Here is a 26682-nt window from a genome sequence, read left to right as displayed (position 1 = left end):
ATTTAGGGAGTACCCCCGGCCACATCATCACCAGCGGTCCGGGTTTTATTAAACAGGCCTGAGAGGGCGCGGAGAATCACGGTGATGGTAGCTGCTGATGCTCCTACGAATGCGGCAATCTCTTCTACGGTATCTTGCTGAGTAGCCAGCAAAAAGAGTACGATGGTGGTGACCATTATGATGGCCGGAATTTTGAATGTATTCCAGGTAGCATGGCCTTTCATCTTATCCTTAAGGTTTTTTTCTTCTTTTTCTGAAAGCTGGGTGAGGACAAAGTTCCGGAAGCTGTTATTCATCATTTCCAATATCTTGCGGTCTTCATCATACCGGAATATACCCTTATTGATCAGGATATTAATGATGGGTATATTTTTATCATTGACCAGTCCGTCACGGGCCATATCTATTACTACTACCTTTTCTTCCGTAGTGAGAAATTGCCAAAGGCTCTTATAGTAAAGGTGAGCCAGGCTTTGGATCTTGAGAAGCACTTCTTCTTCCAGGTGAGCCCCTCTTCCGGTGGTCAAAAGTCCCCGGAAATAGTTCATAAGGGGATCCCGCAGACCCTTCATGTAATACCCGAGTGCGGTTTCGTGCTTAATGGTATAGCATATCCGCTTCCAGTATTTGTGATTCTCAGCAATTTCTATGCAAGGGCATCCCTCTTTGGTATCCTTAAGGGGGTAGAAAAGCTTCACAAACCGGTTTAGCAATAACATAAAGCGATGCAGCTCAGGGGAATCTTCTACGTCAAAGAGACCCAAATGCCGGGGCACTAATGCTGAAGATATTATGATGTGCTGGTCATCCTGTTTATTAGAGATAATCCGGCATATGAACTTCATTTTAGCATCATTGAACTCTTTTTCATTCCAGTCATGCTCCAGGTGATCTAGAATAATCACCTTTTTACCATTTATTAACTCTACCGCATCTGTTTCGGTATCGGACCAGGTACGGAAATCCACGTAGAGACATTGGTGTTTGGAGTCTTTACGGAATTGGTTGATCATATGGGAGCGGCCTGAACGAGGCAATCCAACCAGAAAAATATCGTGTTGCTCAAGCAGGTGAATAAGTCGGTCCGTGGTGCAAAACAGGGCAGGACTCTGGAGCCGCTGATAGAGAAATATTTTTTGTATGCAAAAGCGAATAATGCTGTAGAGGAGGATAAAGCCAATAATCGAAGGCAGAAAAAACATCAGAAAAAACCGGGCGAGCCCATTTCTGTATAGTGCAAAGCTCTCATTATTTCCACTGCTGCTTGCGAGGTTAAAGGGTTTGATCCCGGAGCCTAACAGAAAGGCATAATCGGAGGGCCTATGTCCTTTGTATACTACTATAAGTGTATCCTTAAATTCATCACTCTGCTTGCCCATTTTGTCTGCGAGTTGTCTGAGGGATCTGAAACTGGCATCATTTCTTTTCTCCAGTTTGTCTATATCACTGGTGAAGAATTTATACCAGGAACTGTCTGCGGAAGCCCTCCAGATCATTTCATTATTCGCCCGGGCAAGGGTATTGAAAAATGGTCTGATGTGAGTGATTACCTCGTATATATCCTCATTTTCATTCAGATCTGGTGAGGTGACATCTATTTTAGCAGGCGGTATCTTACGATAGTTCACTCCTTTGAAATCTCCATAGGTACTAAGGGTAAGGAATCCATTCTCATAGGCTCTCAGCCCAGGCCTTTGTTCTGTCATGCTTTCAAATTCAGCCAGGTGCCTGTCCAGATGGCGCCCCATCTGGACAAGGTCGTAAGACTTGGAGATCAGTAGCTCCCTGTCATAGGTTACCTCATAGATTGATAAAACAGGGGCGATGGAAACGATGGTAATAAGGCTCAATAGAAACGCGTAATACCGGTTTCTACTTTTAATCTTAAAGAAGCGGTTTACCCAGACAGAAAGCCTCCCGATAGGTCTGTGTCTGTTAGCCTGGGAAGGTAGGGCAAGATAATACAACAGTGAAGCAGGCAGTATGTACAATAGAAGCAAAAATGCCCGGAGGTTCATGATGGCGATACTGAGAAGAAACACAAGCAGGATTGTACTGAGTACTGCGACATTCATCCCTTTTACCTCCCTGGCTGTACTCCGCCCGGTAAACACACCTAACTGCCTGAAGCTAAAAAATACGGCGATCGCAGGAGCTATCAGAAAGAGGGGTAAGACAACCTGGCCGTGACCACTCCTGATGTATAGAAAATGTACGATAGTAAGTAACACCAGATGCAGGACATGGGCGACGGTGAGCATTCCGTATTCTCTAACTAATTGTTCATTAGGTCGCAGCCAGCCAAACTGTGTGGTCTGGTACTCCATCATTGACTTGCGGTATGAGATCACTCTTTTTACCACAAACTGATAGCCATATAAAGAAAAAAGCAGAAGGGCCATCAAGCCTACTGATGTTAAAATCAGGGTATTGCTGGTCCGGAAATAATCTGAATCAGCCATCGTCACCAGGGAAAGAGGTGTGCCTTCTACGGGGTGTATATAAGCCCGGTGGAGTCTCCCCATGTAGGTCATGGTAAAGGTATTGTCGTGGCGGGCCTGAAGAGCTGATACGAGGTGGTCGTTATTTTGAGATTCGGTGATAAGGTTTTCATGATAGCTCTTTTCACTATCGGAATGGTATAGCACTTTTCCTTCGCTATCTATTATGGCAAATGAATACCCCGGGGCCACCACCGGATCCGACACGGAGACCATCTGCGTGGTAATTGCTGATGAGTAGGCCCCAATGCTACTTTTGCTCTTAATTCCCATCACGGTGAGGTACTCTCCTGTATTCCAGGAAATAATCTGTTCCAGCACAAACCCCTCTCCTTCCATACCAGGAAGTTTCCAGTACTTTTCGGGATCTTTGAGGTATCGGAAATAGCCCCTGTCTGAAACATCGATTTTAGGTGTTATTGTCCGGCTGGTAGAGTACTTGGGCATGCCTTTTTGGTTGCCTTCGGCATTCATCCATATCACCTGAAAGAAATAGGGGTATATCACATCGGTTGCTGTTACCCCTAACCATCCGGGCATATTCCATTCTCCATCTCTCCCCTTGTTTTTATCTATCGCCTGCAACTGACGATACATGCTATCCAGTTCTGCTGTAAAGTTGGTCCTGACCTTCTCATTCAGGTTTTTGAGATTGTTTTCGGTTTTAGCGCGTTCAGGAAAGCTGTAACTGTGAAAATCCAGGCTCAGAAGGGTTAGCAGCATGCTGCCGAGTATGAGTCCTGCTGTTACAAAGAGTATATCTCTTGTATCCAGTTGTTCCTTTCGGCTAAGCAGGGCGAGTTTGATGAAAGGCATGCCCATCGTAAATACCAGGAAAAGAATAGCCAGAACGGCAAGGAGGAAAGGGGATACGCGAAATTTCTCAGTGTTGAAGGCACTTTTGTCTCTAAGTCCTGTCAATGTCCATTCAGCATTGTCGCCCATCCGGAGAGGTTGCTCGTAATGGAGATAATTAAATCCGCCTATGGCTATTTCTGATACGCCATGAGCCACTGTATCATGTAAAAAGGTGGAATTATAGGCAGAAGGGAGGGTTGAGTATATGGCCTTTTCATTTCTGAACAGGACGTACTCGTCAAACTTTTGCCTGAGAAGCCCCTGCAGGAGGGTCTCAATGGGAAGGCGCACGAGCATGGAATCCTTCAAGCTCTCAGAGTAAAACAGGAGGCCTGGCCTGCCTTGGGTGTAGTGGACGAATAAACTGTCTTTGGATTTCTCTACGAGGAAAGTAGCACAGTCGGAATTGCCGCATGGCTCCAGTTCAGTTTTATCTATGAGTTCGAATACAGCAGAAAGGTTATCTTTACCCTGCCGGCTTGCGGACTTTTTGAGGCTGATGAATTTTTGCTCCAGATTGGAAGATATCTGTGAGAGTATCCGGTAGTTTTGACGATGGAGGAAAACCTCGCGATTTTGGGCGTATACAAAGAAATAGTATAGCAGGCCTGCGACCAGCGAAAGTGAAGTGATCAGCGATATCTTAGTCTGGCGAGTCATAGTGGCTTTATATTTCCCGGCTTAAGCTACAAAATATGAGGTCGATTACTGAAAAATACCTTAGTTTTGCCGTTATAACTCTTAATTTACTGGTTACTAAGCAGGTAACCCTATCCAAAAAATTAACAAGGCACGCTTGTAAATAAGGAAAGCGCACGTTATCTTTGTGCCTCTTTTAGAAAAGCTAGTGCGAAGAAAAATACGGCAACGATGAAAAAGGGCATCCATCCTGAATATAGAGAAGTAGTATTTCACGACACGACGAGCGATACAAAGTTCATCACTCGTTCTACTGTTGATACCAAAGATACCATCGACATGGACGGCACGACTTACCCCCTTGTTAAAGTCGAGGTAAGCTCTGAATCACATCCTTTCTACACTGGTAAGAAGGTATTCGTGGATACAGCCGGTCGCGTGGAGAAATTCAACAGACGCTACAAGAAGAAGTAATCTTCTCCCGCCCCAAGCCGATAAAAAATATTGCGATAAAGTCTTACGGTCTAGTGTGTCCGTAAGACTTTTTTATTTTTGCGGGTATGAATATCGTATTGTTCGATCAATCCCCGGCGAGGGAGCAATTGCTTCCCTTTACTTTTACCCGTCCTGTGGCATCTATACGCACAGGTATACTCACCATTGGTGAAAAATGGGAGAGGTGGCTTGCGCCGCATATCCAGGGTGCTATTTTCAGCCACAGTACTGCCCGCCACCTATCTGTCAGGTATCCGCTACTGCTACAGGATGACAACCTGCTTATCAGCGGGCACCTTTGCCCCGACGAAAAACTGGTGGAAACGATCCGAAACCTGAAGCCTGGCAGCCTATTACAGCAAGCGGGAAATGTGCTTGCCCTGCGCACCAGCCGATCTCAGGCTGAGACTTTCACTTCTGAAGGCCAGACAAACGACCTTGAAGCAGTTGAGTATGAAGGCTCATTCTCCCGGATTGACTATCCCTGGGATATTTTCAGCAAAAATGCCGAACAGATCCGGCTGGATTTCACGCTAATCACACGTGAAAGAGCGTCGGCCCCTCTGCGTGATGAATTTACCAAGGTGTATGGCATGGGCAACCTGTTTATCGAAGAGGGGGCCGAAATACGGGCCGCAATCATTGATGCGGAAAGCGGTCCTGTATACATAGGGAAGGACGCTCACGTACACGAAGGTGCCATCATTAAAGGCCCCTTTGCTTTGTGTGAAGGCTCTCATATTAATATGGGTGCTAAAATGCGCGGGGACTCAACTGTAGGCCCATTCTCTAAAGTAGGTGGTGAGGTGAGCAACAGCGTAATTTTTGGCTATAGCAATAAGGGGCACGAAGGGTTTCTAGGAAACTCGGTCATTGGTGAATGGTGCAACCTGGGAGCAGATACGAATACGAGTAACCTGAAAAATAACTATGCGCCGGTAAAGTTATGGAGCTATGCAAAGGGAGGTTTTGCCAACAGCGGCCTTCAGTTTTGCGGGCTCATGATGGGTGATCATAGCAAGTGCGGAATTAACACCATGTTTAACACTGGCACTGTGGTGGGGGTATCTGCTAATATATTCGGCTCGGGCTTTCCGCGAAACTTCATCCCTTCCTTTGCCTGGGGCGGGGCCAATGGCTTTACCACTTTCCAGCTTAAAAAGTCCTATGAGGTAGCCGAACTGGTGATGCAGAGGCGAGGTGTGGACCTGAGTGAGGCAGACAAGTCCATACTGGATTATGTATTTAATGAAACTGCCCAATATCGTAACTGGGAAAAAGCCTGAGCTTATGCGATTTGCGGACATACCCGGCTTGCCGGAGACAAAAAAATACCTGGTGAGCGCAGTGGACAAGGACCACCTGGCTCATGCCCTGCTGTTTAGCAGCCGGGAAGGAGGCGCCGGCCTGGCTACCGCACTGGCTTTTGCCACTTACCTAAACTGTACGGATAAGCAGGAACACGATAGCTGCGGACAGTGTGCGAGCTGTGTGAAAAATGATAAGTTTATTCATCCGGACCTGCACTTTGCATTTCCTGTAAGTTCTACAAAGAAGGTTTCCGGTAAGGATGTGGTAAGCGCGAGCTTTATGGCCGATTGGCGAAGTTTTTTACTGGACCGGCCCTACGGCACTGTCACTGACTGGAGCAGGCACTTTGGTGGTGAGGATAAGCAGCTAAACATTTCTAAAGAAGAAAGCCGGCAGATTATCCGCAGCCTGAGTCTGAAGAGTTTTGAGGGCAACTATAAGATTATGCTTATATGGCTTCCGGAGTTCATGCACCCCTCGGCAGCCAATGGCATACTGAAGATATTAGAAGAGCCTCCTGAGAACACGATCTTTATTCTGGTGAGCCAGGATCCGGAAAAGCTGCTTACTACTATCCTAAGCCGAACCCAGCAGTTTCGTATTCCTCCTTTTTCAGACGAAGACCTGGCGCGCTTGCTGGAAGAGCGGCACGGGGCTGAAGAGAGCAAGGCCAGGCAGATAGCCCACATGGCGGAAGGTAGCCTGGCTAAAGCGGTGGAGCTGCTAAAGGAAGTGGAGGATGACAGCCATGAGTTATTCAGGGTGTGGATGCGCCACTGCTATACGGTAGACCTCTCAGAAATGGTAGCCTGGAGCGACCACTTCCAGCGCATGAAAAAAATGGGGCAGAAAAACCTATTACAGTACGGGCTGGCTATGATGCGGGAAACACTTTTGCAGTGCACGCATGCGGAAACCTTATCAAGATTACACGGTGAGGAACAGCAATTTATCAAAAATTTTGTTAAGGTTATGGATGCAGATAAGGTATCTGCCGTAAGTAGCGAGCTAAATACAGCTTTTTATCACCTGGAGAGGAATGCTAATCCTAAGATACTGTTTCTGGATCTTTCCCTGCAGGTAGCCAGGATATTACGTGCGAAATGACTATCCCTAAGAAAAAAATGACCATAGGCAGGAAAGACACTATCGACTTTCCTGACTTCCAGATACATGACCTGGACGCAAAGGTAGACACCGGCGCCTATACCAGTTCACTCCATTGTTCACGCATTAAAAAGGAGCGGGAGGGCGCAAAGGAAGTTCTTACCTTTTATCTTTCGGGTCATTCTTTACATGAAAAGAAGGCACGAAAGTTTAGCACCACTGACTTTATCCAGAAAAACATTAAAAGCTCTAATGGTCAAATAGAAAACCGGTATGTAATCCGAACTCACGTAACACTGTTTGGCCGTACATTCAAAGCCGAATTCAGTCTTGCAGACCGAAGCTCTATGAAAAACCCTGTTTTGCTAGGGCGTAAATTACTGGCAGGCCGTTATATAGTTGATGTAACCAAAAAAGATCTTTCCAAAAAACTTAAAAACCAAACCTCATGAACATTGCTGTCCTTTCCCGAAACGCTAACCTTTACTCTACAACGCGGCTCCTGAAGGCAATTGAAGAAAGGGGCCACAAGGCTATCCTCATTGATCACCTTAAGTGTGACATTGTGATACATGAGAATAAGCCTGCTATTTTCTACAAAGGACAGCCTGTGGAAAATATCGATGCGGTCATACCTCGTATTGGTGCCTCTGTCACTTTCTATGGAACGGCTGTAGTGCGTCAGTTTGAAATGATGAAGGTATTTACGGCCGTGGACTCTCAGGCCATTGTGCGCTCACGCGATAAGCTGCGGAGCCTGCAGGTAATGGCCCGCGCTGGTGTGGGATTACCGAATACTGCTTTTACTAACTACTCAAAGGAAGAAAAAAATCTGATAAGCCAGGTAGGCGGGGCGCCGCTGATCATCAAACTGCTGGAAGGTACGCAGGGGCTTGGCGTGGTGCTGGCTGAAACACAGAAGGCGGCCCAGTCGGTAATAGAGGCTTTCCATGGCCTCAAAGCCCGTGTGATTGTGCAGGAGTTTATCAAAGAGGCAGGTGGCGCAGACCTACGTGCATTTGTCATTGATGGGGAAGTAGTGGGCGCCATTCGCCGTCAGGGTAAAGAGGGGGAATTCCGGAGTAACCTGCACAGGGGTGGTAGTGCTACCGTGGTTAAGCTAAAGCGATCTGAAAAAGCGGCGGCACTGAAGGCTGCTAAGGCGCTGAATCTTCCCGTAGCAGGTGTGGACATGCTGCAGTCTTCCAGAGGACCTTTGATACTTGAGGTGAACTCCTCTCCAGGGCTGGAAGGAATAGAAAAAGCTACGGAATTGGATATTGCGGGTAAGATCGTGGAATACTGTGAAAAGAACTATCAAAAGCCAAGAAGACGCAATACACCTACACAACTGAAGGAGTAATACATGAAAATTCGAATAGGAACACGAGGCAGTAAACTGGCTTTGTGGCAGGCCTACTATGTGCAGGATAGACTTGAGTCCGGCGGAGTGGACACAGAAATTGTGACTATTGAAACTAAGGGTGACAAGCAACTGAACGTGGCCATCAATAAGATTGGCAGTAAAGGGGTTTTCACTGAGGAGATTGAGGATCAGCTTCGTGCGGGCAGGATAGATATAGCCGTGCACAGTGCTAAAGACATGCAATCAGAACTGCCGAAAGGCTTTGAGCTTATAGCCTTTACCGAAAGGGAAGATGTGCACGATGTAGTGGTGAGTCACAATAAGGAGTTATCCTTTTCTGATAGTGACAGCCTCACGATAGGTACTTCCAGCACCCGGCGTATTGCTCTGCTTAAGCACTTTTACCCTAAGGTTAAAACAGTAGATATACGCGGAAACCTCCAAACGCGTATCCGTAAAATGGAGGAAGGACTCTGTGATGCTATTCTTCTGGCCTTTGCAGGTGTGCACCGGATGGAATATGATCATATGATACGGCATAAGCTCCCACTGAGCGAGTTTATTCCTGCTGTGGGGCAGGGGTCGGTAGCTATAGAGGTAAGTACAGCCCTGGACGTAAATAAGAAGGCTGTGCTGCGCAAATACCTGAACGATGAGCCTACTGAAAGAAGGCTTTTAGCAGAAAGAGCCTATCTTCGCAAGCTACAGGGGGGCTGTAGCATTCCTGTTTTCGGACTGGCGGACTATACTGCAGAAAACCTCCTGGCCCTGGAGGGAGGCATTGTCTCGCTTTCCGGTGAGGAACTGATCAGGCTTAAAGTAGAGGGACCTGCCGATGACCCGGAGGCACTGGGCAACGCACTGGGTGATAAGGTTATCGCTCAGGGTGGAGGCCGCATCCTTCAGGAGATCAAGCAGCAAATCTGAACATCCGTTATACTACAATAATTTTTGCAACCAACGATGAAAATGAGACTACGCAACATATGCCTCGCAGCCCTTATGGTACTGGCCGTAAGCTGTGGTGAGGAAAAGGAGAAACTTGTGCTTATTCACACTCCTTACGGAGACATGAAGGTGCTTTTATATGAAGAAACACCTCTGCATAAAGAAAACTTCCTTAACCTGGTACAGGAGGGTAAATATGACAGCACGACCTTTCACAGGGTGATAGAAAACTTCATGATCCAGGCAGGGGACATTACTGCCAAGGAGGGTATTACCCCTGAAGAAAAGAGGGCTGAGACTAACCGTACCATTCCTGCGGAATTTGTAGATAAGTTCGTACACGTAAAAGGTGCTCTGGCAGCAGCGCGCCAGGGTGATAATGTAAACCCTGAGAAGCGGTCTTCCGGCTCGCAGTTTTATATTGTGCAGGGGGATGAACTGGCTGATATAGAAAAGCAGCGTAACGATGGAATGCGTATCAGCATGCTTCAGCAAATACTGAGCATGCCGAAATATGCTTCGCTGAGAGACAGCCTCTTTACGTTACAGCGGGAAGGGGAAACCGCGGTGGTAGAGCGTTTTTTTAATAACGGAGATACGCTGATAGAAAAAGAAATGGGTGGCTATGAGAAGTTTGTGATGGCAGACAGCGTAAAAGAGCGCTATGGCAGCACACCGGGGGCCCCTCACCTTGACGGTACTTATACAGTTTTTGGCAAAGTAGTAGAAGGGTTGCCTGTTATTGACTCGGTAGCCCAGGTACAGACGGGGCCTTATGACAAACCTGAGGAGCCTATTTACATCACTATGGAAATAGTGGAGGAATCACGGAAAGAAGTAACTGAAAAATACGGTTACACCTACCCGGAAGAAAAGGAATAATGAACATACTGGTTACCGGTGCAAATGGCCTTTTGGGTCAGAAGCTGGTTTATTTGCTCTCAGGAACAGATGGCGTCACACTCCATGCGACCTCCCGGGGCCCAGCCCGCATGGGGACTGTGCCACCATCCTGTACGTATCATGCGCTGGACCTGACTGATGAAGGGGGGGTGAGCCAACTCATACAAAACCTGAAGCCGGACTGTGTGATCCATACGGCAAGCCTGACACTTGTAGATGAGTGTGAGCTGGACCGCGACAAATGCTATTTGCACAACGTGAAGGCTGTAGCGTATCTGCTGAAAGCCTGCAAGCCTCTGAATTGCCACTTTATCTATCTCTCCACTGACTTTATTTTTAGTGGAGAGGAGGAGCATTATAAAGAAACGGATGCTCCGGCACCGGTAAATTATTATGGTGAGTGCAAACTGCAGGCAGAAAACCTGGTGCAGGCCTCAGGTCTCAGGTGGGCCATATTACGCACGGTACTTGTATATGGTTATACCCAGGGCATGTCCCGCAGTAATATTGTTCTATGGGTAAAGAAGAGCTTGGAGGAGGGTATTAACATTAAGGTGGTCACTGACCAACTACGTACCCCGACGCTTGCAGAGGACCTGGCGGAAGGCTGTAAGCTGGCCGCATTAAAACGGGCACAGGGGGTCTACCACATAAGTGGTAGTGAACCTATGACTCCCTACGAGATTGCCGTGGCTACCGCAGACTACTTCGGACTGGACCGGGGACTCATTACGAAAGCTGACAGCAGCAATTTCACCCAGCCGGCAAAACGTCCCCCACGCACCGGGCTGGACATCTCAAAAGCCCGCAGTGAGCTCGGATACGAACCTAGACCATTCATGGAAGGGCTCTCCCTATTAAAGAAGCAATTAGACGCCTAATTGCTTCTTTTTTTGAATGCCACCCCAATTTGCTGTATATTCAGCATTTCGTAAAATCAAATTGTTGGATCAAGGCTATAAAATGAAACGATTTATTCTTGCTTTTTCATTCTTGTTACTTGCTTGTACGGGTGCCATGGCACAGGAAGAAAAAGGGATAGACCAATTAATTAATGAGAAAGTGGCCCCGGCCACTGAGGTTATTTCAAACATTGTATTTGTAAGTTTTGAAGTAGCTGAAGGAATTTCCATTCCCTTCATACTCGTGTGGCTCCTGTTCGGTGCGCTTTTCTTTACGCTTTATCTGAAGTTTATTAATATTCGCGGTTTTGGCAGGGCACTTCAGATCGTGAAAGGAAAATATTCATCTGAAGATGACCCGGGAGAGGTAACTCACTTTCAGGCACTTACTGCAGCCCTTTCGGGTACTGTAGGCCTGGGTAATATAGCGGGTGTAGCTATTGCCGTATCGCTGGGAGGCCCTGGTGCCACCTTCTGGATGATCATCGCCGGCCTACTGGGCATGAGCTCTAAATTTACGGAGTGTACGCTGGCGGTAAAGTTCCGTGATGTGCATGCAGACGGTTCTGTTTCCGGTGGTCCTATGCATTATCTGCGCAAGGGCTTCGCTAATAAAGGGTTTGGAGGAATAGGTATGTTCCTTGCCGGTTTCTTTGCTATCATGTGTATCGGGGGTTCCTTCGGTGGAGGTAACATGTTTCAGGTAAACCAGGCGGCTCAGCAGTTTGTAGCTGTTACGGGTGGTCCTGATACGTATATCGGTCAGAATACGTGGGTATTTGGTGTGATCATGGCTGTACTTGTGGCGATTGTGATCATAGGGGGTATCCAGAGTATTGCCAAGGTTACTGAGAAGATCGTACCTATCATGTGTGCCGTATATGTATTGGGTGCGCTGATTGTACTTGGTGCTAACTTCACGGCGATTCCTGCAGCTTTCGGAGCCATTATCGACGGGGCGTTTAACGGAAGCGCTGTTGCGGGTGGTATTGTGGGTACACTCATCCAGGGTATTCGTCGGGCCGCTTTCTCGAATGAGGCAGGTGTAGGGTCTGCTGCCATTGCACACTCAGCCGTAAAAACCAGAAAGCCGGTAACGGAAGGCTTTGTTGCCTCTCTGGAACCATTTGTAGATACGGTAGTAGTTTGTACCATTACGGCCCTGGTTATCATTATCAGCGGCACCTATACTATGGAAACCAGCGACGGTATCGCTATTACTTCAGCGGCCTTTGCTTCAGTTATTGAGTGGTTTCCTCTGGTACTGGCTGTAGCTGTAATGCTCTTCGCTTTCTCTACGATGATCTCATGGTCATATTATGGCCTCAAGTCATGGACTTTCCTCTTTGGTAAGAGTCACCTATCTGAACTGAGCTACAAATTTATCTTTTGCTGCTTTGTGGTGCTTGGGGCTGCCACCAACCTTCAGGCGATTGTAGACTTCTCGGATGCAATGATATTTGCCATGTCCTTTCCTAACCTTATAGGACTGTATGTACTGGCACCGCTGGTGAAAAAGGAACTGAACGAATTCGTAGCGGACATCAATAACAAGGAGACCAAAGAAAAAGTCAGTGCCTAACAGAAACGGGACACTAGAATACAAAAGAGGCTGCCTGCATTGATGCTGGCAGCCTCTTTTTATTAGTATGAAAATGGATCTTAGGTAACTGACCCGTAATTAAACTAATACGGGTTCTTCTATCTCAGCATAGCGTTCAGCCAGCCAGTTTTTCGCCTCGGCTTCAGTTTCACAGATTTTCATGTCTCTTCCTGAGAAACTAATTACCACTTTTACCAGTATCTTGGTGAAGCCTTCCAGGCCTACCACTGCTGTGGTCCTTACATAGGGACGATTGGTCTTAGTGGTATTCTTCACTATCTGGATCACATCCGAATTGAATCTCATGCCTGTGCAGTTGGCCAGGACGTGAGCAGAACCCTCGCCGAATTGTTTCATGATCTCAATGCTCCTTTCGCAGCAACTGATCACTTCTTCGGGCGAGGCATAAGACATATCGTTTATGACAAGCTTGGCACCATTGTGGTTAATTACATCTACGGAAGGCATAAGCAATAACTGATCTTTTTCAACACTGAATAAATACACTATGCTACCCTGATGGGGTATCAGTCGGTATTAATGATTCAATTTAGGAATTGTAACCTTCAATTTTTTCCTAAAAAATTTTAATTAGTACACACAGAAAAATAATCGGAGCAGCAACGAAAAATGACGTTAAAGCCTGAAATAAAGTGATTTGGGTATCCCCCCCCTCAGTCACCAGTCAAAAAGCGACAAAAAGCTCTCTCAACCACTCAGAAGCTTACATTACCTCTGAAAATTAGTCACAATAAATCAGCTCAAGCTCTTCGAGGGGATAGGTTTCCCTGATAAGGATTTTACCGGCTTCATCATACCAGACTACTACAGACACGCCTGCTTCTCTCACCTCTTTCTCTGCAAAGTAAACGGGGTGGGCCTCCGTTCCTACATTTACAATCTCATCAAACCCAGGCTGTAGTATCTCTCCCCGGTCGGTGCTAAGCACTCCATACTCCTTATCAACCATAACCAGGTATCTTTTATCGCTCTCTGTTTCGCCAAAGGGCCTTATCAAACTCATTTCGCGGTACCTTGGCTGTCCTCCTTCGGGAGTGTACAGGTTCCAGGTATTGCCATCCCTGGCGAGAAAAAGGCTATCGTTCCAATGCCGGATCTCATCAAATTCAAAGGAGGAAAGTTCTCCTCTGAGGGGGTCTACCAATCCGGTCTTTCCTTTCTTCCGGCCGAGCCAGAGGTAACCATCGTAGGGCTTGAGGAGGCGTTCATACTTTGCATCGATGGTCTGCCTCACACCGGGAAGGTAAATGCCAAAGCGATTGCCACGAAGGGTGGCTATGCCGGGGTAGGTCAGGGAAAAGCCATCATACCGAACGGGGAGTAACTCCTCTCCCGTGAATGAGATAAGACCGTATCGCCGACCGCGCCTGATGCTGATAACGGAATCTGTCAGAGCTTCCACATGGCTTAGGAGGCCCTCTGCAATACGCTTACCTGTGTTATTGTAAATCTGGCTGTAATCCCTGCTATTAATGAGCTGAATGAAAAAGCTTCCTTTATTTGTGATGCCCCGGGTAACTGTCTGAGGTATGAGCAAGCGTGCCTGCTGGCCTTCTTCTACCTCGATGCTATCGTTCTGAGTAATAAACAGGGCGGCCTTTTCCCCCTGGTAGGCAAGCACAGCCTCATCCCCCACCAGGGCTACACTATCGTAAGAACCTGTCAGGGCATTTTCTCCCAATTCGGATGGTGGCAGGTACAGGGTACTCCAGGAGCTATCGCTTTTCACAGCCAGCCATTTACCATTACTCAAAACCTCTTCTGCGGTTCCCCTAAGCCACAGAGACCCATCTGCCCGAACGAGGCGATAGGATTGGCTGTCAGTAGCCAGCCAGGCATCGCCTGCCTGTTTCAGGGCTTGACCGGAGGGGGCCAATACCTCATTGCCTATGCTATCGTACACAGCCTCATTCCCACCAGGTATTCTAACCCATAACTGATGATTGGTACCGGTTTTGGATGCCGTGATCACGGGTCTGCGAGGCAGGCGATTCTCTGCCAAAGCCAGAAGGTCACTTTTGAAGTAAAGGGTGGTCTTTCCATCAACCGTTGCAAAAATGTAATGATCATCGGCTTGTATGAGGTCGTACTCTTCGCCCAGTATTTTACGCCCCATCAAGCTATACAGTCCTTTTCTTCCGCGATTGTTGGTAATGAGGAGGGTGCCGGCCTGACGGATGTCATCATATATAGCAGGCAGTACTGCTCCACTGCGGGGGTGAACCACCCCGTAGTACTCTCCTTTCCTAATGATCATCGAGCCGCCCGCAAGCGGCTCGGTTTCACTTACGCCGACGGTGATCTTCTCTCCCAATCTACTATAGAGTACCGCTGCATTTCCCTCGTAGCCATTAAACGCGAAGCCTTTTATCGCTCCGCAAAGATAGTCTGCGGGGATAGAGTCCAATTGCACACCTTTCACATTACTGCCATCAGAAAAGTAAAAGGAAAAGGCTCCGCTCTGCCTCACGGGGAAGATGGGCAGGCTGTCCAGTCGGAGGAGGTATACCAATGAGTCATTTAGCGGGGAAGCTATATTTTGAGGTGTTTTTCCGGTAAGAAAAGTATAGTAGGTTGCTGCCAGGGGTGACCACTTGCTTTGTGGGTATTCATTCAAAAAGGTTTGAAAACTGTCGGGCTCACCGTTGAGTGTCTGCAGCATAAGTACATTCTGACGGGCATCTTCAAGGTATGGTGAGGATGGGTACTCCCGGATAAACTGCCGGTACTGGGTCAGGGTATTATCCGAGGTGGCATCTTCATACAGCCTGATCTCATATAGCTTTCCTGCTTCCTTTACCTGAGGTGCCTCAGGGTATTTTTCCATAAAATGACTGAAGCTCTCATAGGTATTAAGTCTGGATGCTTCATCAAAGGCGATCTCATTTCGCCTGCGTTCTGCTTCAGGCCTTTGGGCGGCATCTGCATGAGTGAGGTAATAATCCTGGTAGCTCTGCTCAGTATGCCGTGCAGCAGCCCGATAGAAGGCAGCGCTATCTACCTGGTCTTTTAAATAGGCGATATGTTGCGGTCCGGCAGGAATTTTCACCAGCTTGGCAATGTCCCTGTCATCCAGGTAGGTCAGCTGAGCTTCTGCTTTCAGAACATGGGAATAGGCACTGTCAATATTGACGTGGGTGTAGGCTGAGTCAAAGTAAAGGGTAGCATAGGCATAGTGTACTGCCGGGGCGAGGGTATCCTTTTCCAGGCCTTTATTAAGAACCTTTTCAGCTTTTTCAAACTTGTGTTTTTGAATCAGCCTAAGGGCTCTTTTGCCAGGACCTGCTAATACCAGGCCGGCGAGACATATGAAGGTCAGGACAAGAAGGTGTTTTCTCATGCTTTTGCTTCCTATAAAGGATGCTAAACTACGCTCCTTATGAGCTATAAATCAACTTTGAAGGGAGGATATAGTTCGAATAACACTAGAAACGCCCGCTTACCCCTAGTTTTACCAGCCCTTCGTATCCTACACCGAACTCGGCAAAAGCACCTATCCTGTTACCAAAACGCAGCCCGAGCAGATCTGCCTGAAAGGCGACGAGGGTGGTATTCGCGGATAAGGGGGTGCCTTCAACTATGGCTTTTTGCCTGCGGATGGTACCACCGAGGGAGAGGCCGGAATACATCTGAAAGTTAGGGTTATTGATATAATAAAAGTCTAATGCACCCATGAGTGTATAGTAGGTGGCCTTGCTGTCACCTGCGAGGCTACCTCCAAGTAGTACATCATGACGGGCCCGCTCATATCCGCCTGAAACTTCCCAGGTGATACGCTCATGCATATGATGTCTGTAGGCAATAAACACGCCCCCGGAGTATCTGCTATTATCCGAAACATAATTACCGCCGCTGAGCTCCTCTCCTATAAAATCCAGCGATACTTCTGCCAGGTAGGGCAGGGTAAGCCAGCCGTAGCTTACTCTTACTTCGTGCGGATTGGGCAGGGCTGCGTAGGGGTTGTTGGAATCGTAGTTGCGGGACTGCTGATGATACTGTGCCCTGGCAGCGGGGGCAACTGAGCCTAGCAGTATGCAAAGGAGAAAAACGGAAAGCAGGGGTCTTAAAGCCATATCTTAACTATTTTCCCAAAGTACGGCAAACCTTGTACCAAAAGCTATATCAACGTTTTACCTCGTTGGGCAGATCGCTTTTTTCATCGGCAAAATCCTGTAAGTTTTGGAGGGTGGTGTGAGCAATTTCTGTCAGTGCCTCCGCAGTGAAGAATGCCTGATGGGCGGTAACGAGGACATTAGGAAAGCTCATCAGCCGTGCAATCATATCATCAGGTATAATGGTTTCGGAAAGGTCTTTGAAGAAAAGTTGCTCTTCCTGTTCATACACATCAATACCCAAATAGCCAATGTGCCCGTCTTTAAGGCCCTTTATAACTGCCTTGGTATCAATAAGGGCTCCCCGGCTGGTATTAATGATCATGACGCCCTTTTTCATCAGAGATACCGCATGACTGTTGATGATGTGATGGGTCTTATCATTGAGAGGTGTGTGCAATGAAATAATATCTACTTCTCCAAAGAGCTCATCCAATTCCAGGTATTTTACTCCTTGCTTTTCAAGTTCATCATCCGGGTAGGGATCAAATGCCACCACCTCGCAGCCCAGGCCCTGCATATTCCGGGCGAAGATAGCGCCGATCTTACCGGTGCCTATTACGCCGACTTTCTTTCCGTACAGATCAAACCCGGTGAGACGCTCAAGGGAAAAGTTGTTCTCCCTGACACGGTTATAGGCCTTGTGGGTTTTCCGGTTCAGGGTCATTATAAGTGCTAATGCATGCTCGGCCACAGCATGAGGAGAGTAGGCAGGTACGCGTAGCAAGGTAACTTTATGCTTTTCTGCGGCTTCTATATCTATATGATTGAAGCCTGCACTTCTGAGCAGGATGACCTTGGTGCCCCCTTCAGCGAGCTTTTCGATAACTTCAGCATCTACTGTGTCATTCACAAAAACGCAAACTGCTTCATGCTCCCGGGCGAGGGTGGCTGTATCGGCATTAAGTGAGGTCTCGAAATAATTGATAGGAATATCAAACGCCTCATTGGCCTTATCGAAGTAGGCCTGGTCGTAGGACTTGGTATTGAAAAAAGCAATCTTCACGATAGTTGTAGTTATATTTTCTTACTTAACTATCTTACGGGCATTTCGCTTTTCATAAGATTGGATGTACCGCGGGCCACTAATCTTTCGTCTTCGTTATAAACGTTGACAAAGGCATTAATGAGTCTCCTGCCATCTCTGACCACCTCTCCTTTTACTCTGAGCACATCACCTGCCCGGGCCGGCAGAAAATAATCTACATTGAGGTTTACTGTTACCTGCACGTTTGGTTGATTGAGGGAATACACGGTCATACCGAGAACATCATCCATCATAGCGGCCGTTACCCCTCCATGCAGGGTCCCCAGGGGGTTCAGCATGTCGCTTCTCACGATAAACTCGCGCACTACCTCCCCTGCTTCAGCGGATATGATGGTGCCACCAAGCCAGTTTCCGAATGGTGAGGGACTCTTGGTAATTTCAGTCCCGATATGGGAGGTAAGAAAATCCAGTGCTTTATTCATAATTTTTTCAGTTCTCAAATGCTTTGAATAGGGCAATGGCATTATGTCCGCCAAAACCAAAGGTATTGCTCATAGCGACTTTTACAGGTTTCTGCACGCTTTTACCAAGGGTCAGATCAAGGCCCGCCGGAATTTCATCATCTGGCTGACTGGTATTGGCTGTAGGAGGAACGGCCCCATGGCGAATGGCCTGTATGCAGGTAATGGCCTCTATAGCTCCTGCGGCCCCAAGCAGGTGGCCGGTCATGCTTTTGGTGGCACTCACATTCAGCTTTTCATTGCCGGAGAATACGGACTGGATGGCTTTAAGTTCTCCAATATCTCCAAGTGGCGTAGAGGTGGCGTGGGCGTTGAGGTAATCGACATCAGATGCCTTCAGGCCTGCATCCTGCAGGGCAAGCTGCATGCCTCTTTTTGCGCCTTCGCCTTCGGGGTGGACGGCGGTCATGTGATAGGCATCTGATGTTTGAGCGCAGCCGACAACTTCTGCTATAATGTGAGCCCCGCGGGCACGGGCATGCTCCAGCTCCTCCAGCACCAAGGCGCCTCCCCCCTCTCCCATTACAAAACCATCGCGTGTGACATCGAAGGGTCTTGAGGCGGTTTGGGCCTCTTCATTCCGGGTGGACAGGGCTTTGAGGGCATTGAAGCCACCAATGGAGGCTTTGGTAATAGGGGCTTCAGAGCCACCGGCAAGCATAATATCTGCCTGACCCCACCGGATGTAATTAAAGGCATCCATAATGGCGGAGGTGCCGGTAGCACAGGCGGACACGGTGGTATAATTGATCCCTTTGAGCCCGAATTTGATGGAGATCATGCCTGACGCCATGTTCACCAGTATCTTAGGGATGAAAAATGGATTGAAGCGGGGTACGCCGGTACCTGTGGCAAACTCGCTTACCTGCTCTTCGAAAGTATGGATACCGCCATTTCCGCTACCCCAGATTACACCGGTGCGGTAGCGGTCTGTCTTGTCCAGATCAAGGCCTGCATTGGCTATGGCTTGTCCTGCCACAATGAGACCATACTGCACAAAGGGATCGTTTTTGCGTACCTCATTGCGGTCAAGGTAATCCTGTGCATCAAATTGCTTGAGCTCACAGGCAAACTTTGTTTTAAAGTGCTCGGGATCAAACCTGGTGATAGGGGCGGCTCCGCTTTTACCTTCCAGCAGGCTGGCCCAAAAATCTTCTACAGTTAACCCAATGGGGGTAATGGCTCCCATTCCTGTAATTACCACACGGCGTTGCATATACTTTATTGATTTGAATGTGTCAGATCGCTAATAATTTCACTGGCAATGGTATGGAAAAAGGCTTCTCCCTGTACCTGGGCGAGTTGTAGCCCCCCCGCCAGTGAGGCAGTGATAAGGGAAGCTCTGGCTCCGGTACTTCCTGAAAATTGGAACTCCCCGGTTTCCCGGCCTTCATCGAGTAGGGCTTTAAGATAGGACAGCAGCGCAGTGGCCAACTCTCTGGCCTTTTCTCTGAGGCGGGCGGGCAGTATAGAAAAAACCGTGGCGGAAGCTCCTACCAGGCAGGCAGCGCTACGATTGTTCAGGTGGTGTCTGTAGATACCAATAAACCCCTCCAGCCTTCCGGCGCAACTTACTTTGTGGTCTATCGCATCTTTCCATTTACGGAACCGCGATATCTCCCGTTCAATAACTGCCAGCTCTAAATCTTCTTTACCAGGAAAATAATAGTGGATGGCTGCATTCCGGATATTCAACTGGGTAGCAATATCACGATAGCTAAAGCCAAAATAGCCCTTGGTCTTGATAAGGGTTTCGGCCAGATCGAGTATCTGAATTTTGGTATCACGCTTATCTTCCATACTTACTTACTAGTAGGTAAGTACGGCGGATTATCCTTTAATGTTCTGAATGATAAGGGAAAAGATCAAAAAAAGCCATCCGCTGCATAGCGGACGGCCTTGAAACTGAGGATATTTCTTCCTTAATTATTTTCCGAGGGCTTTGACCATGGTCTCGCCAATATTGGCAGGAGAATCCACTACATGAAGTCCGCACTCGCGCATGATCTTCATTTTGGCTTCTGCCGTATCATCTGCACCACCAATGATGGCTCCGGCATGTCCCATACGGCGACCAGGAGGGGCTGTTTGCCCGGCGATGAATCCTACCACAGGTTTGGTACCATTTTCCTGGATCCAGCGGGCGGCTTCAGACTCCATGCTACCACCGATCTCACCAATCATGATGATCCCTTCCGTTTCCGGGTCGTTCATGAGTAGTTCAACGGCTTCTTTGGTAGTGGTACCGATAACAGGGTCACCGCCTATACCAATACATGTGCTCTGGCCAAGACCGGCTTTGGTGATCTGATCTACTGCTTCGTAAGTAAGCGTACCTGAGCGGCTAACGATGCCTATGGTGCCTTTCTTATGAATAAAGCCTGGCATAATACCTACTTTGGCTTCGCCTGGGGTGATTACGCCGGGGCAGTTAGGTCCAATGAGGGTTGCACCGCGTTTCTTCACGTACTGCTTGGCAGATACCATGTCCTGTACGGGAATACCTTCGGTAATGGCAATGATGACTTTAATACCGGCATCGGCGGCTTCCATTATAGCGTCCGCAGCAAAAGCAGGGGGAACAAAAATAACCGAAACGTCGGCGCCTGCCTTCTCAACAGCCTCTTTTACGGTATTGAATACCGGGCGGTCGAGGTGCGTCTGACCTCCTTTTCCGGGAGTTACCCCTCCGACTACGTTGGTACCATACTCGATCATCTGCTCCGAGTGGAAGGAACCTTCGGAACCGGTGAAGCCCTGGACGATTACTTTGGAATCTTTATTGACTAAAACACTCATTGTTTCCGGGTTAAAAATTTTGCCACAAAAATATAAAGTTTACCGGCTTACGCAAAGAAGAAAGCCGGACGTTAGTGCATCCGGCTTGCGATTTTCAGGTTTGCTGACTTGGCAATTTCTTATTCGAGCCCTTTTTCGGGCCTGTCTTCCAGTTCACTGGGGAAGTCTTCTTCGCGGTTTAACTTCTCGCTAACGGTATTAACCATCTCCCGGATACGGGGGAGGTCATTTTTAATAATGTTCCAAAGGGTATGATGGTCCCGCTCTACATAATAATTGTAGTCGGCATTGGTGAGTAACTCCATCACACGGACATCCATATCGGCCAGCCTGTTTTTGAGATCATCAGACAGAAGTTTTGTTGCACCGCCTATTTGCATAAGGTTGCGGGATACAACAGCCTTGGTTTCTTCCTCGCGGGTAAATTGGTTAAAGTCCTCGTACTGCGTGTAGCTTTCGATCTCCAAAATGGCATTGGATATATTTTGCAGGTGTACCTGATCTTCTTCTGTAATCATATGCGCTATTCAAGATTTCTTAGGTAACACCCCTATCACTAATATGTTTGCCGTTCACTATCGTCCGGCCGGTGTACGTTTTTGATACACATATTTCTACTCCGGATCACAAAAAGGTCATTTAAACCCTCAAATAGGTATTTTTGCTTTTCTGGCACAGCGGTTGCCAACTAATAATCAAGGTCATTTACTCAAATTTTTTTATACCAAAAACTCACTGACATTATGAAAACGCTCGACAAAAAAATAAGTAGTTTCCTTTTCATGTCCGCCCTGGTATTAGGCCTGAATACGGCCTATGCCTCCGGACATGATCGCACAGAAGAGAGCAGTAATGAAGTATATGAATTACTTGGAGACTATCTGAAAGCTCAGGGAGAGACTTCTGCTTTCACAACCTATACATTCTACAACACCAGCGCTGAAAAGGTGGCTGAGTACATTATTGAAAATAACGCCCTGAACCCTGAACTGAATAGCTTACTAAACGATAGTGATCTGCTGCTGGATGGCTCAGAAACAAAGTTATACCTGGTGGACTAAACCGCTTTCACCTAACACAATCATACCTACCACCATACATTTGCTGTACATCTGGTTTTTGGTTAAACAGAGAGAGGAGCGCTCGATTGGCGCTCCTTTTATTTTTTTGCTGATATGGAAAAAAGAAAGCCGGTCCCACAATCATAGGTCCGGCTTTCTATTATCTGTTTTTAAGAATCAGCAATTATCCCAGGTCTGCACACAGTAGGGAGAATCGGGAGTGACGCCCCAGACATCATTAATACCTGCTCTCAACTTTTCAGGATCGGCGATAAATGATTTCACCTTAAGCTCCCGGAGCTTTATTTTATTGTTTTTCATGAAAAATTGTGATTTGGTATTTAATATTCTTTACACCCCTCTGTCTCCATGCACAGGGGGGAGTTGTCAAACCTGTCACGAGCCAGGCCGGCTTTCAGTTTGGCAGTATCAGCCACAAATGAGCTGACTTTTAGTTCTGATAGTTTTAGTCTGTTCTTTTTCATAATCTAAATAAAGTATTTAGTCAATACTAAGGGTTACGATAAATGAATGAACTCACCCTGTTTTACTGTAAAGTGGCCGGGTGAGATCATATTAAGATTTACTGTACCTTCTCACATCCGTCCCATTCGGTAAGGGCACAGCGCGGAGAACAGGGCTCCGTATCTGCAAGTGCCCGACCACCAGCTTTAAGCCTTATAGGGTGAGATACAAATGAGCTGATCTTAAGATCTGATAACTGCAATCTTTTCTTTTTCATTGTTTTAAAATAGTTGAACTATTGATTAAAAGAGGCCGGTCAGCTATAACCTATACCGCCCATAACCACCATACATAAGCTTTTAGTGGGTTTGCTCGCACCCTTCCCAGTACGTGGGGCCGCATAAAGGTGAGTCATTCGCAATGTCGCGTTCAATTCCGCCCCGCAGGTTAGCGGGAACAGATATGAATGAGGATACTTTCAGTTCTGATAGTCTAAGACGATTTTTTTTCATAAATAATAATGATTTCAATGACATCGGGAGGTGCCGGTCATATAGTTAATAATACAAGAGGAAACAGGATATTTATCCCTCCTCACATCCTTCCCAGTAGGTAGGTGCACAAAGGCATGTATCGCCAGTGGCACGGTCGGGAGGGGTCATGATTGGTTCGTAGGCCTTGGCCCCGCCACGCAGTTTACTAGTGTCGGGGATAAATGAACTGACCCTGAGGTAAGAGAGGGTTAGTTTGGTCTTTTTCATAGTAGACGGTCTTTTTAGTTTAGTCCTCTTAAGTTACTAAAAAAACACGATTCCTTAAAGGATTTCTGGCTTGGCAGTTTATTGATCCATCCAATCCTTAAAAGGGCCGCTTTTTTCGCTACTTATTACGATTTCCTCTTCAGGGTCCGGCCTCAGGTATACCACCAGCCTGCCTTTAAAGTAGGGCTGCACTTCCGATACGGCGTCAATATGAGCTATATATTTCCTGTTGAGCCGGTAAAAGACATGAGGATCCACGCTGCGTGATACTTCGTCCAGGCTATTGTCCAGCGGAAACTTTCTGCCATCGTGGGTAACGAGGTAGGTCATCTTATCCTGGGTAAAGAAGTAGGCTATTTTTTCTACCGAGACTGCCTTGATGTGCTGACCTACCTTTACAAGGAACCGGCTCTTGTAATCTGCGGCCTTATCCATGAGGGCGCGCATGACTTTTTCATAATCCATCTCAGGTCTTTCCTCGGGCCGTTGTTCAGCAAAGGCTTTTTTCACCTGTCGGTATTTGTCCAGGGCCTTTTCCAGAACTTCTTTTTCCACCGGTTTAAGTAAATAGGCAATGCTGTTTACTTCAAAGGCACGGATGGCATATTGATCGTAGGCCGTGAGAAAGATTACGGGGCAGGTAACGGGACACTCGGTAAATATGGAAAAGCTTATGCCGTCCAGCAGTTGAATATCACTGATGATGAGGTCAGGCTCTGCATGAGTGGATAACCATGCAACGGTGTTTTTTACTGACCGGCAGGTGTGAAGAACATTTATGGAGGGATCTATTTCACTCAACAAACTTATGGTACGGTCGGCGGCGAGGGCTTCATCTTCTACCAGGAGGATATTCATATTTCTTCAACTTCAATTAAGGGTATGTCCACGATGTATTGCCCTTCATGGGTTTGGATATTGACGTTCCTATCGGTGAAATAGCTGTAGCGGTTACGGATATTTTCCAGTCCGGTACCTGTGCCGGGCAATTTGTGCTCTCTAGGTCTGAGGTTGTTACTTACACTGATATATCCGTCTTTCCTGGATATGATATTGATGTGGAGTGGGCTATCCTCATCGATCATATTGTGCTTCAGGCAGTTTTCGATAAGAATCTGGAGTGCCAGCGGCGGAAGGGACATATCCCTGTGTGCCTTGCAGACGTGCATGTGCACCTGTACATTATCATTAAACCGGGTCTGGATGAGGAACAGGTAGGCTTGGAGAAAATCAAGCTCTTCGGTAAGGGTAATGAGTTCGGCGTCCTTTTTTTTCAGCAGAAAGCGGTACACTTCTGAAAAGCGGGTAAGGAAATGCCGTGCGGCCTTGGGGTCCTTCTCAATCAGTGCGTCAAGAATATTGAGATTATTGAAAAGGAAATGAGGGTCGAGGTGGGTGCGGAGTGCCTGCAGTTCACTCTTTATGGTTTCTTTTTGCAGCCGCTCACCCTCGAGGGTGGACCTGCGCCAGGCTTTTAGGATGTATATGGAAAAATAGATGAGTATGACGGCCAGCACGAGCATAAGGCCAAAGCCATTCATTACGGTGATCTGGTAAGGCGTGGGGGGGTCTTCCGTAAAGGCTACTTTGAAGGTGTAGTAACTGATATTCAGGCACAGGAGGCTATACACCAGGCTTAACAGGACGTGAATGGCAAACCTGAGGCTGGTATATTTTTTCCAGGGAAGGACTTTGTCCAGAAAGCGGGAAATATACCTGTTGCCCGCCACCAGGAGCAGGATAAGAAGCACTATCCATCCTACAGCGATGTAGGTATTGGTGGATAAGTCTAGCCAGGCGCCGTAGGCAATCAGCCCTGAAATAATAGCCATTACTACAAGAGCCGTTACAGCATGCTTCTGAAAAGGCTTCATCGTTTTGTGGTTTGGGAGTAAAGATAAAGGGCCGGTGCTATAAAAACGACCCTTTACCGGCAGTTGTTGTTGGGGAGTCTACTTAGTCTATGAGTATTTCGTCTATATCGTCCCACACGACATATTTAGGGCTGCTGTCTCGAGAGGTGAACACGAGTACTCCATCGTGCTTATCGGTGACATCCTGTGAATCACCAAGCAAGAGCTTCTGACCATTTTTAAGTATGATCTCGGTGTACGCGTAGTTTTTAGGTTTAATGCGCTTTATGTTTCTGAAAGGTATGCTGTACTCGGTATCTTCATCTGAGCCATCAAGCATTTCGAGGTCCCAGGTTTCGTCCAGGTCATAGATAAGCTCTCCTCTGAGGGTCTGACCATTGGTAGTCCTGACTGTCCCGCTGATCTTCTCAGGTTTGGGGAAATCTTTGTAGCCCATCATATCTGAATTTCTACCCCAGATAAGCTCGAGGCTTACAAAGTCATCCCAGCCTACTTTTACTTTACCGAGGTCAGGCAGGTTTATCACCACGCCTCTATTCCCACTGTTTACATCGTTACTACCATAGAGGTACATGGTTCTGCCTGAACGCAGGGTAACTTCAGAACCTCGACCGTCTTTTTTGATGGCGGCAATGTTATTAAACTTGATTGACACATCGCCGTCGCGTGTATCGCCATCCAGTTTATCCTCGCCCACGCATTCGTCGTGGTCCCACTGTATGCGACCAGTGTATTCTCCTCTTTCGGTTTTTACTGTGCCTATGAGGGCTTCTCCAAAATGGGCTCTGAGATTATCGGGGGTTTCGGAAAAACTGATCACCTCGATGCGGTTCCAGGGGATACTGATCTCTCCTATCTCGCGGTCCCGGACCTGTATGTCGGCTCCTATATCGTTAGAGCCTCCTTCGAGTTCTATCTCTTCACCATTTTTGAGCACAAGGTTTATTTCCTCACGTCCCTTGAGTTCAATACGGGCAATGTCGCCAAAACGGCAGGCAAAGGAATGGGTGGTGGCATGGTATTCATCGTCCCAGATGAAACTGATGGAGTAGTTGTTCCACTTCCAGCCTTCTTCTTTTTCACCTTTCATTTTCTCATAGTCTGATTTTGAAAGGTATTTGACATTGGTATTACGAGTCTTTTGGGAGTTGAACATATCACTCCAGAAGGCTTCTTCTTTTCCCCAGCGAAGGGCTCCGGTGTAGCTGTTGCCATCGATGGTCTCTATGGTACCGTATATGGCCCCAGGGCTCTGACCATGGCAGAGGGTTTGAAATGAGATCATGAGGGCCATGATCAGGCCCAGCGCGAGCAGGAATGGTTTGGAAAAGTTATTTTTCATATCGATTTAGTGTTTTTGACCTGAAACAAAGGAACAAAATCACCTTAAGGATAGAAACGTGATGCTGACGAACCGGGAGATAAGCCTGCCGAACCGGGACATGGC

General features: G+C 47.4%; 28 protein-coding genes. 10 read left to right on the top strand and 18 right to left on the bottom strand.

Going from position 1 to position 26682, the window contains the following annotated elements; all coding sequences use genetic code 11:
* Window positions 1-2: 2 nt before the first annotated feature.
* Entirely contained in the window at window positions 3-4019 is a 4017-nt protein-coding gene (locus tag AB9P05_RS12110) for a hypothetical protein (protein ID WP_371909088.1), read from the bottom strand.
* A 210-nt stretch (window positions 4020-4229) separates the two neighbouring features.
* Between AB9P05_RS12110 and AB9P05_RS12105 the strand changes: the two genes are divergently transcribed.
* The 9 genes from AB9P05_RS12105 (at window position 4230) to AB9P05_RS12065 (ending at window position 12612) form a co-directional block, all read left to right on the top strand.
* A complete protein-coding gene (locus tag AB9P05_RS12105; RefSeq protein WP_371909087.1) occupies window positions 4230-4472 on the top strand; it encodes a type B 50S ribosomal protein L31 in 243 nt (80 codons plus the stop codon).
* An 86-nt stretch (window positions 4473-4558) separates the two neighbouring features.
* A complete protein-coding gene (locus AB9P05_RS12100) occupies window positions 4559-5779 on the top strand; it encodes a GlmU family protein (protein WP_371909086.1) in 1221 nt (406 codons plus the stop codon).
* Window positions 5742-6911 (top strand): ATP-binding protein, encoded by a 1170-nt coding sequence (locus AB9P05_RS12095; protein WP_371909085.1) that lies wholly within the window; start codon window positions 5742-5744, stop codon window positions 6909-6911. The genes AB9P05_RS12100 and AB9P05_RS12095 overlap by 38 nt, the downstream gene beginning before the upstream one ends.
* A 17-nt stretch (window positions 6912-6928) precedes the next feature.
* Entirely contained in the window at window positions 6929-7363 is a 435-nt protein-coding gene (locus tag AB9P05_RS12090) for an ATP-dependent zinc protease (protein WP_371909084.1), read from the top strand.
* Complete coding sequence (gene rimK / locus AB9P05_RS12085) at window positions 7360-8274, top strand: 30S ribosomal protein S6--L-glutamate ligase (protein ID WP_371909083.1); 915 nt, start codon at window positions 7360-7362, stop codon at window positions 8272-8274. Before AB9P05_RS12090 ends, rimK begins: the two co-directional genes overlap by 4 nt.
* A gap of 3 nt (window positions 8275-8277) precedes the next feature.
* Window positions 8278-9204, top strand: coding sequence for a hydroxymethylbilane synthase (gene hemC, locus AB9P05_RS12080; RefSeq protein ID WP_371909082.1), 927 nt, complete (start codon window positions 8278-8280; stop codon window positions 9202-9204).
* A 42-nt stretch (window positions 9205-9246) separates the two neighbouring features.
* Entirely contained in the window at window positions 9247-10107 is an 861-nt protein-coding gene (locus AB9P05_RS12075) for a peptidylprolyl isomerase (protein ID WP_371909081.1), read from the top strand.
* Window positions 10107-11009 (top strand): NAD(P)-dependent oxidoreductase, encoded by a 903-nt coding sequence (locus AB9P05_RS12070; RefSeq protein WP_371909080.1) that lies wholly within the window; start codon window positions 10107-10109, stop codon window positions 11007-11009. Before AB9P05_RS12075 ends, AB9P05_RS12070 begins: the two co-directional genes overlap by 1 nt.
* An 82-nt stretch (window positions 11010-11091) precedes the next feature.
* The gene (locus tag AB9P05_RS12065) at window positions 11092-12612 is read left to right on the top strand and encodes an alanine/glycine:cation symporter family protein (RefSeq protein WP_371909079.1); all 1521 of its coding nucleotides are present in this window, start codon (window positions 11092-11094) and stop codon (window positions 12610-12612) included.
* A 99-nt stretch (window positions 12613-12711) separates the two neighbouring features.
* On the opposite strand, the gene AB9P05_RS12060 is transcribed toward AB9P05_RS12065, so the two are convergent.
* From AB9P05_RS12060 to AB9P05_RS12020, 9 genes are all read right to left on the bottom strand, one after another.
* Window positions 12712-13140, bottom strand: a complete 429-nt coding sequence (locus tag AB9P05_RS12060; RefSeq protein ID WP_371909078.1) for a hypothetical protein — start codon at window positions 13138-13140, stop codon at window positions 12712-12714.
* Window positions 13141-13375: 235 nt separating this feature from the next.
* On the bottom strand, window positions 13376-15994 hold the full coding sequence (locus tag AB9P05_RS12055) for a WG repeat-containing protein (RefSeq protein WP_371909077.1): 2619 nt from the start codon (window positions 15992-15994) through the stop codon (window positions 13376-13378).
* A gap of 85 nt (window positions 15995-16079) precedes the next feature.
* Window positions 16080-16727 (bottom strand): hypothetical protein, encoded by a 648-nt coding sequence (locus tag AB9P05_RS12050; RefSeq protein WP_371909076.1) that lies wholly within the window; start codon window positions 16725-16727, stop codon window positions 16080-16082.
* A 49-nt stretch (window positions 16728-16776) separates the two neighbouring features.
* Window positions 16777-17772, bottom strand: a complete 996-nt coding sequence (locus tag AB9P05_RS12045; RefSeq protein WP_371909075.1) for a 2-hydroxyacid dehydrogenase — start codon at window positions 17770-17772, stop codon at window positions 16777-16779.
* Between the two features lie 29 nt (window positions 17773-17801).
* Complete coding sequence (locus AB9P05_RS12040; protein ID WP_371909074.1) at window positions 17802-18236, bottom strand: PaaI family thioesterase; 435 nt, start codon at window positions 18234-18236, stop codon at window positions 17802-17804.
* Between the two features lie 7 nt (window positions 18237-18243).
* A complete protein-coding gene (fabF, locus tag AB9P05_RS12035; RefSeq protein WP_371909073.1) occupies window positions 18244-19491 on the bottom strand; it encodes a beta-ketoacyl-ACP synthase II in 1248 nt (415 codons plus the stop codon).
* Between the two features lie 5 nt (window positions 19492-19496).
* The gene (locus AB9P05_RS12030) at window positions 19497-20075 is read right to left on the bottom strand and encodes a TetR/AcrR family transcriptional regulator (protein WP_371909072.1); all 579 of its coding nucleotides are present in this window, start codon (window positions 20073-20075) and stop codon (window positions 19497-19499) included.
* A 126-nt stretch (window positions 20076-20201) separates the two neighbouring features.
* Window positions 20202-21074, bottom strand: coding sequence for a succinate--CoA ligase subunit alpha (gene sucD / locus AB9P05_RS12025; protein WP_371909071.1), 873 nt, complete (start codon window positions 21072-21074; stop codon window positions 20202-20204).
* A gap of 119 nt (window positions 21075-21193) precedes the next feature.
* Window positions 21194-21592, bottom strand: a complete 399-nt coding sequence (locus AB9P05_RS12020) for a DUF86 domain-containing protein (protein WP_371909070.1) — start codon at window positions 21590-21592, stop codon at window positions 21194-21196.
* Window positions 21593-21817: 225 nt separating this feature from the next.
* On the opposite strand from AB9P05_RS12020, the gene AB9P05_RS12015 reads away from it, so the two are divergent.
* The gene (locus tag AB9P05_RS12015) at window positions 21818-22135 is read left to right on the top strand and encodes a hypothetical protein (protein ID WP_371909069.1); all 318 of its coding nucleotides are present in this window, start codon (window positions 21818-21820) and stop codon (window positions 22133-22135) included.
* A gap of 177 nt (window positions 22136-22312) precedes the next feature.
* Here AB9P05_RS12015 and AB9P05_RS12010 read toward each other — a convergent pair whose 3' ends face one another.
* The 8 genes from AB9P05_RS12010 to AB9P05_RS11975 all read right to left on the bottom strand — a co-directional run bounded on the left by AB9P05_RS12010 (window position 22313) and on the right by AB9P05_RS11975 (window position 26577).
* Window positions 22313-22456, bottom strand: a complete 144-nt coding sequence (locus AB9P05_RS12010; RefSeq protein ID WP_371909068.1) for a hypothetical protein — start codon at window positions 22454-22456, stop codon at window positions 22313-22315.
* A 20-nt stretch (window positions 22457-22476) separates the two neighbouring features.
* Window positions 22477-22620 carry a hypothetical protein gene (locus tag AB9P05_RS12005; RefSeq protein WP_371909067.1) on the bottom strand — a complete coding sequence of 48 codons (144 nt, stop codon included), beginning with the start codon at window positions 22618-22620 and terminating at the stop codon, window positions 22477-22479.
* A 98-nt stretch (window positions 22621-22718) separates the two neighbouring features.
* On the bottom strand, window positions 22719-22877 hold the full coding sequence (locus AB9P05_RS12000; protein ID WP_371909066.1) for a hypothetical protein: 159 nt from the start codon (window positions 22875-22877) through the stop codon (window positions 22719-22721).
* Between the two features lie 82 nt (window positions 22878-22959).
* Window positions 22960-23112 carry a hypothetical protein gene (locus AB9P05_RS11995; protein WP_371909065.1) on the bottom strand — a complete coding sequence of 51 codons (153 nt, stop codon included), beginning with the start codon at window positions 23110-23112 and terminating at the stop codon, window positions 22960-22962.
* A gap of 72 nt (window positions 23113-23184) precedes the next feature.
* The gene (locus tag AB9P05_RS11990; RefSeq protein WP_371909064.1) at window positions 23185-23361 is read right to left on the bottom strand and encodes a hypothetical protein; all 177 of its coding nucleotides are present in this window, start codon (window positions 23359-23361) and stop codon (window positions 23185-23187) included.
* Between the two features lie 78 nt (window positions 23362-23439).
* The gene (locus AB9P05_RS11985; protein WP_371909063.1) at window positions 23440-24219 is read right to left on the bottom strand and encodes a LytR/AlgR family response regulator transcription factor; all 780 of its coding nucleotides are present in this window, start codon (window positions 24217-24219) and stop codon (window positions 23440-23442) included.
* Window positions 24216-25235, bottom strand: a complete 1020-nt coding sequence (locus AB9P05_RS11980) for a sensor histidine kinase (protein ID WP_371909062.1) — start codon at window positions 25233-25235, stop codon at window positions 24216-24218. Before AB9P05_RS11980 ends, AB9P05_RS11985 begins: the two co-directional genes overlap by 4 nt.
* 82 nt (window positions 25236-25317) lie before the next feature.
* Window positions 25318-26577, bottom strand: a complete 1260-nt coding sequence (locus AB9P05_RS11975) for a hypothetical protein (protein WP_371909061.1) — start codon at window positions 26575-26577, stop codon at window positions 25318-25320.
* Window positions 26578-26682: the final 105 nt, after the last annotated feature.

It is taken from the genome of Roseivirga sp. BDSF3-8, assembly GCF_041449215.1.
Taxonomy (GTDB): Bacteria; Bacteroidota; Bacteroidia; order Cytophagales; family Cyclobacteriaceae; genus JBGNFV01.
Note: the sequence above shows the minus strand (reverse complement) of the source record. Positions and strands in the feature narration are given on the sequence as shown.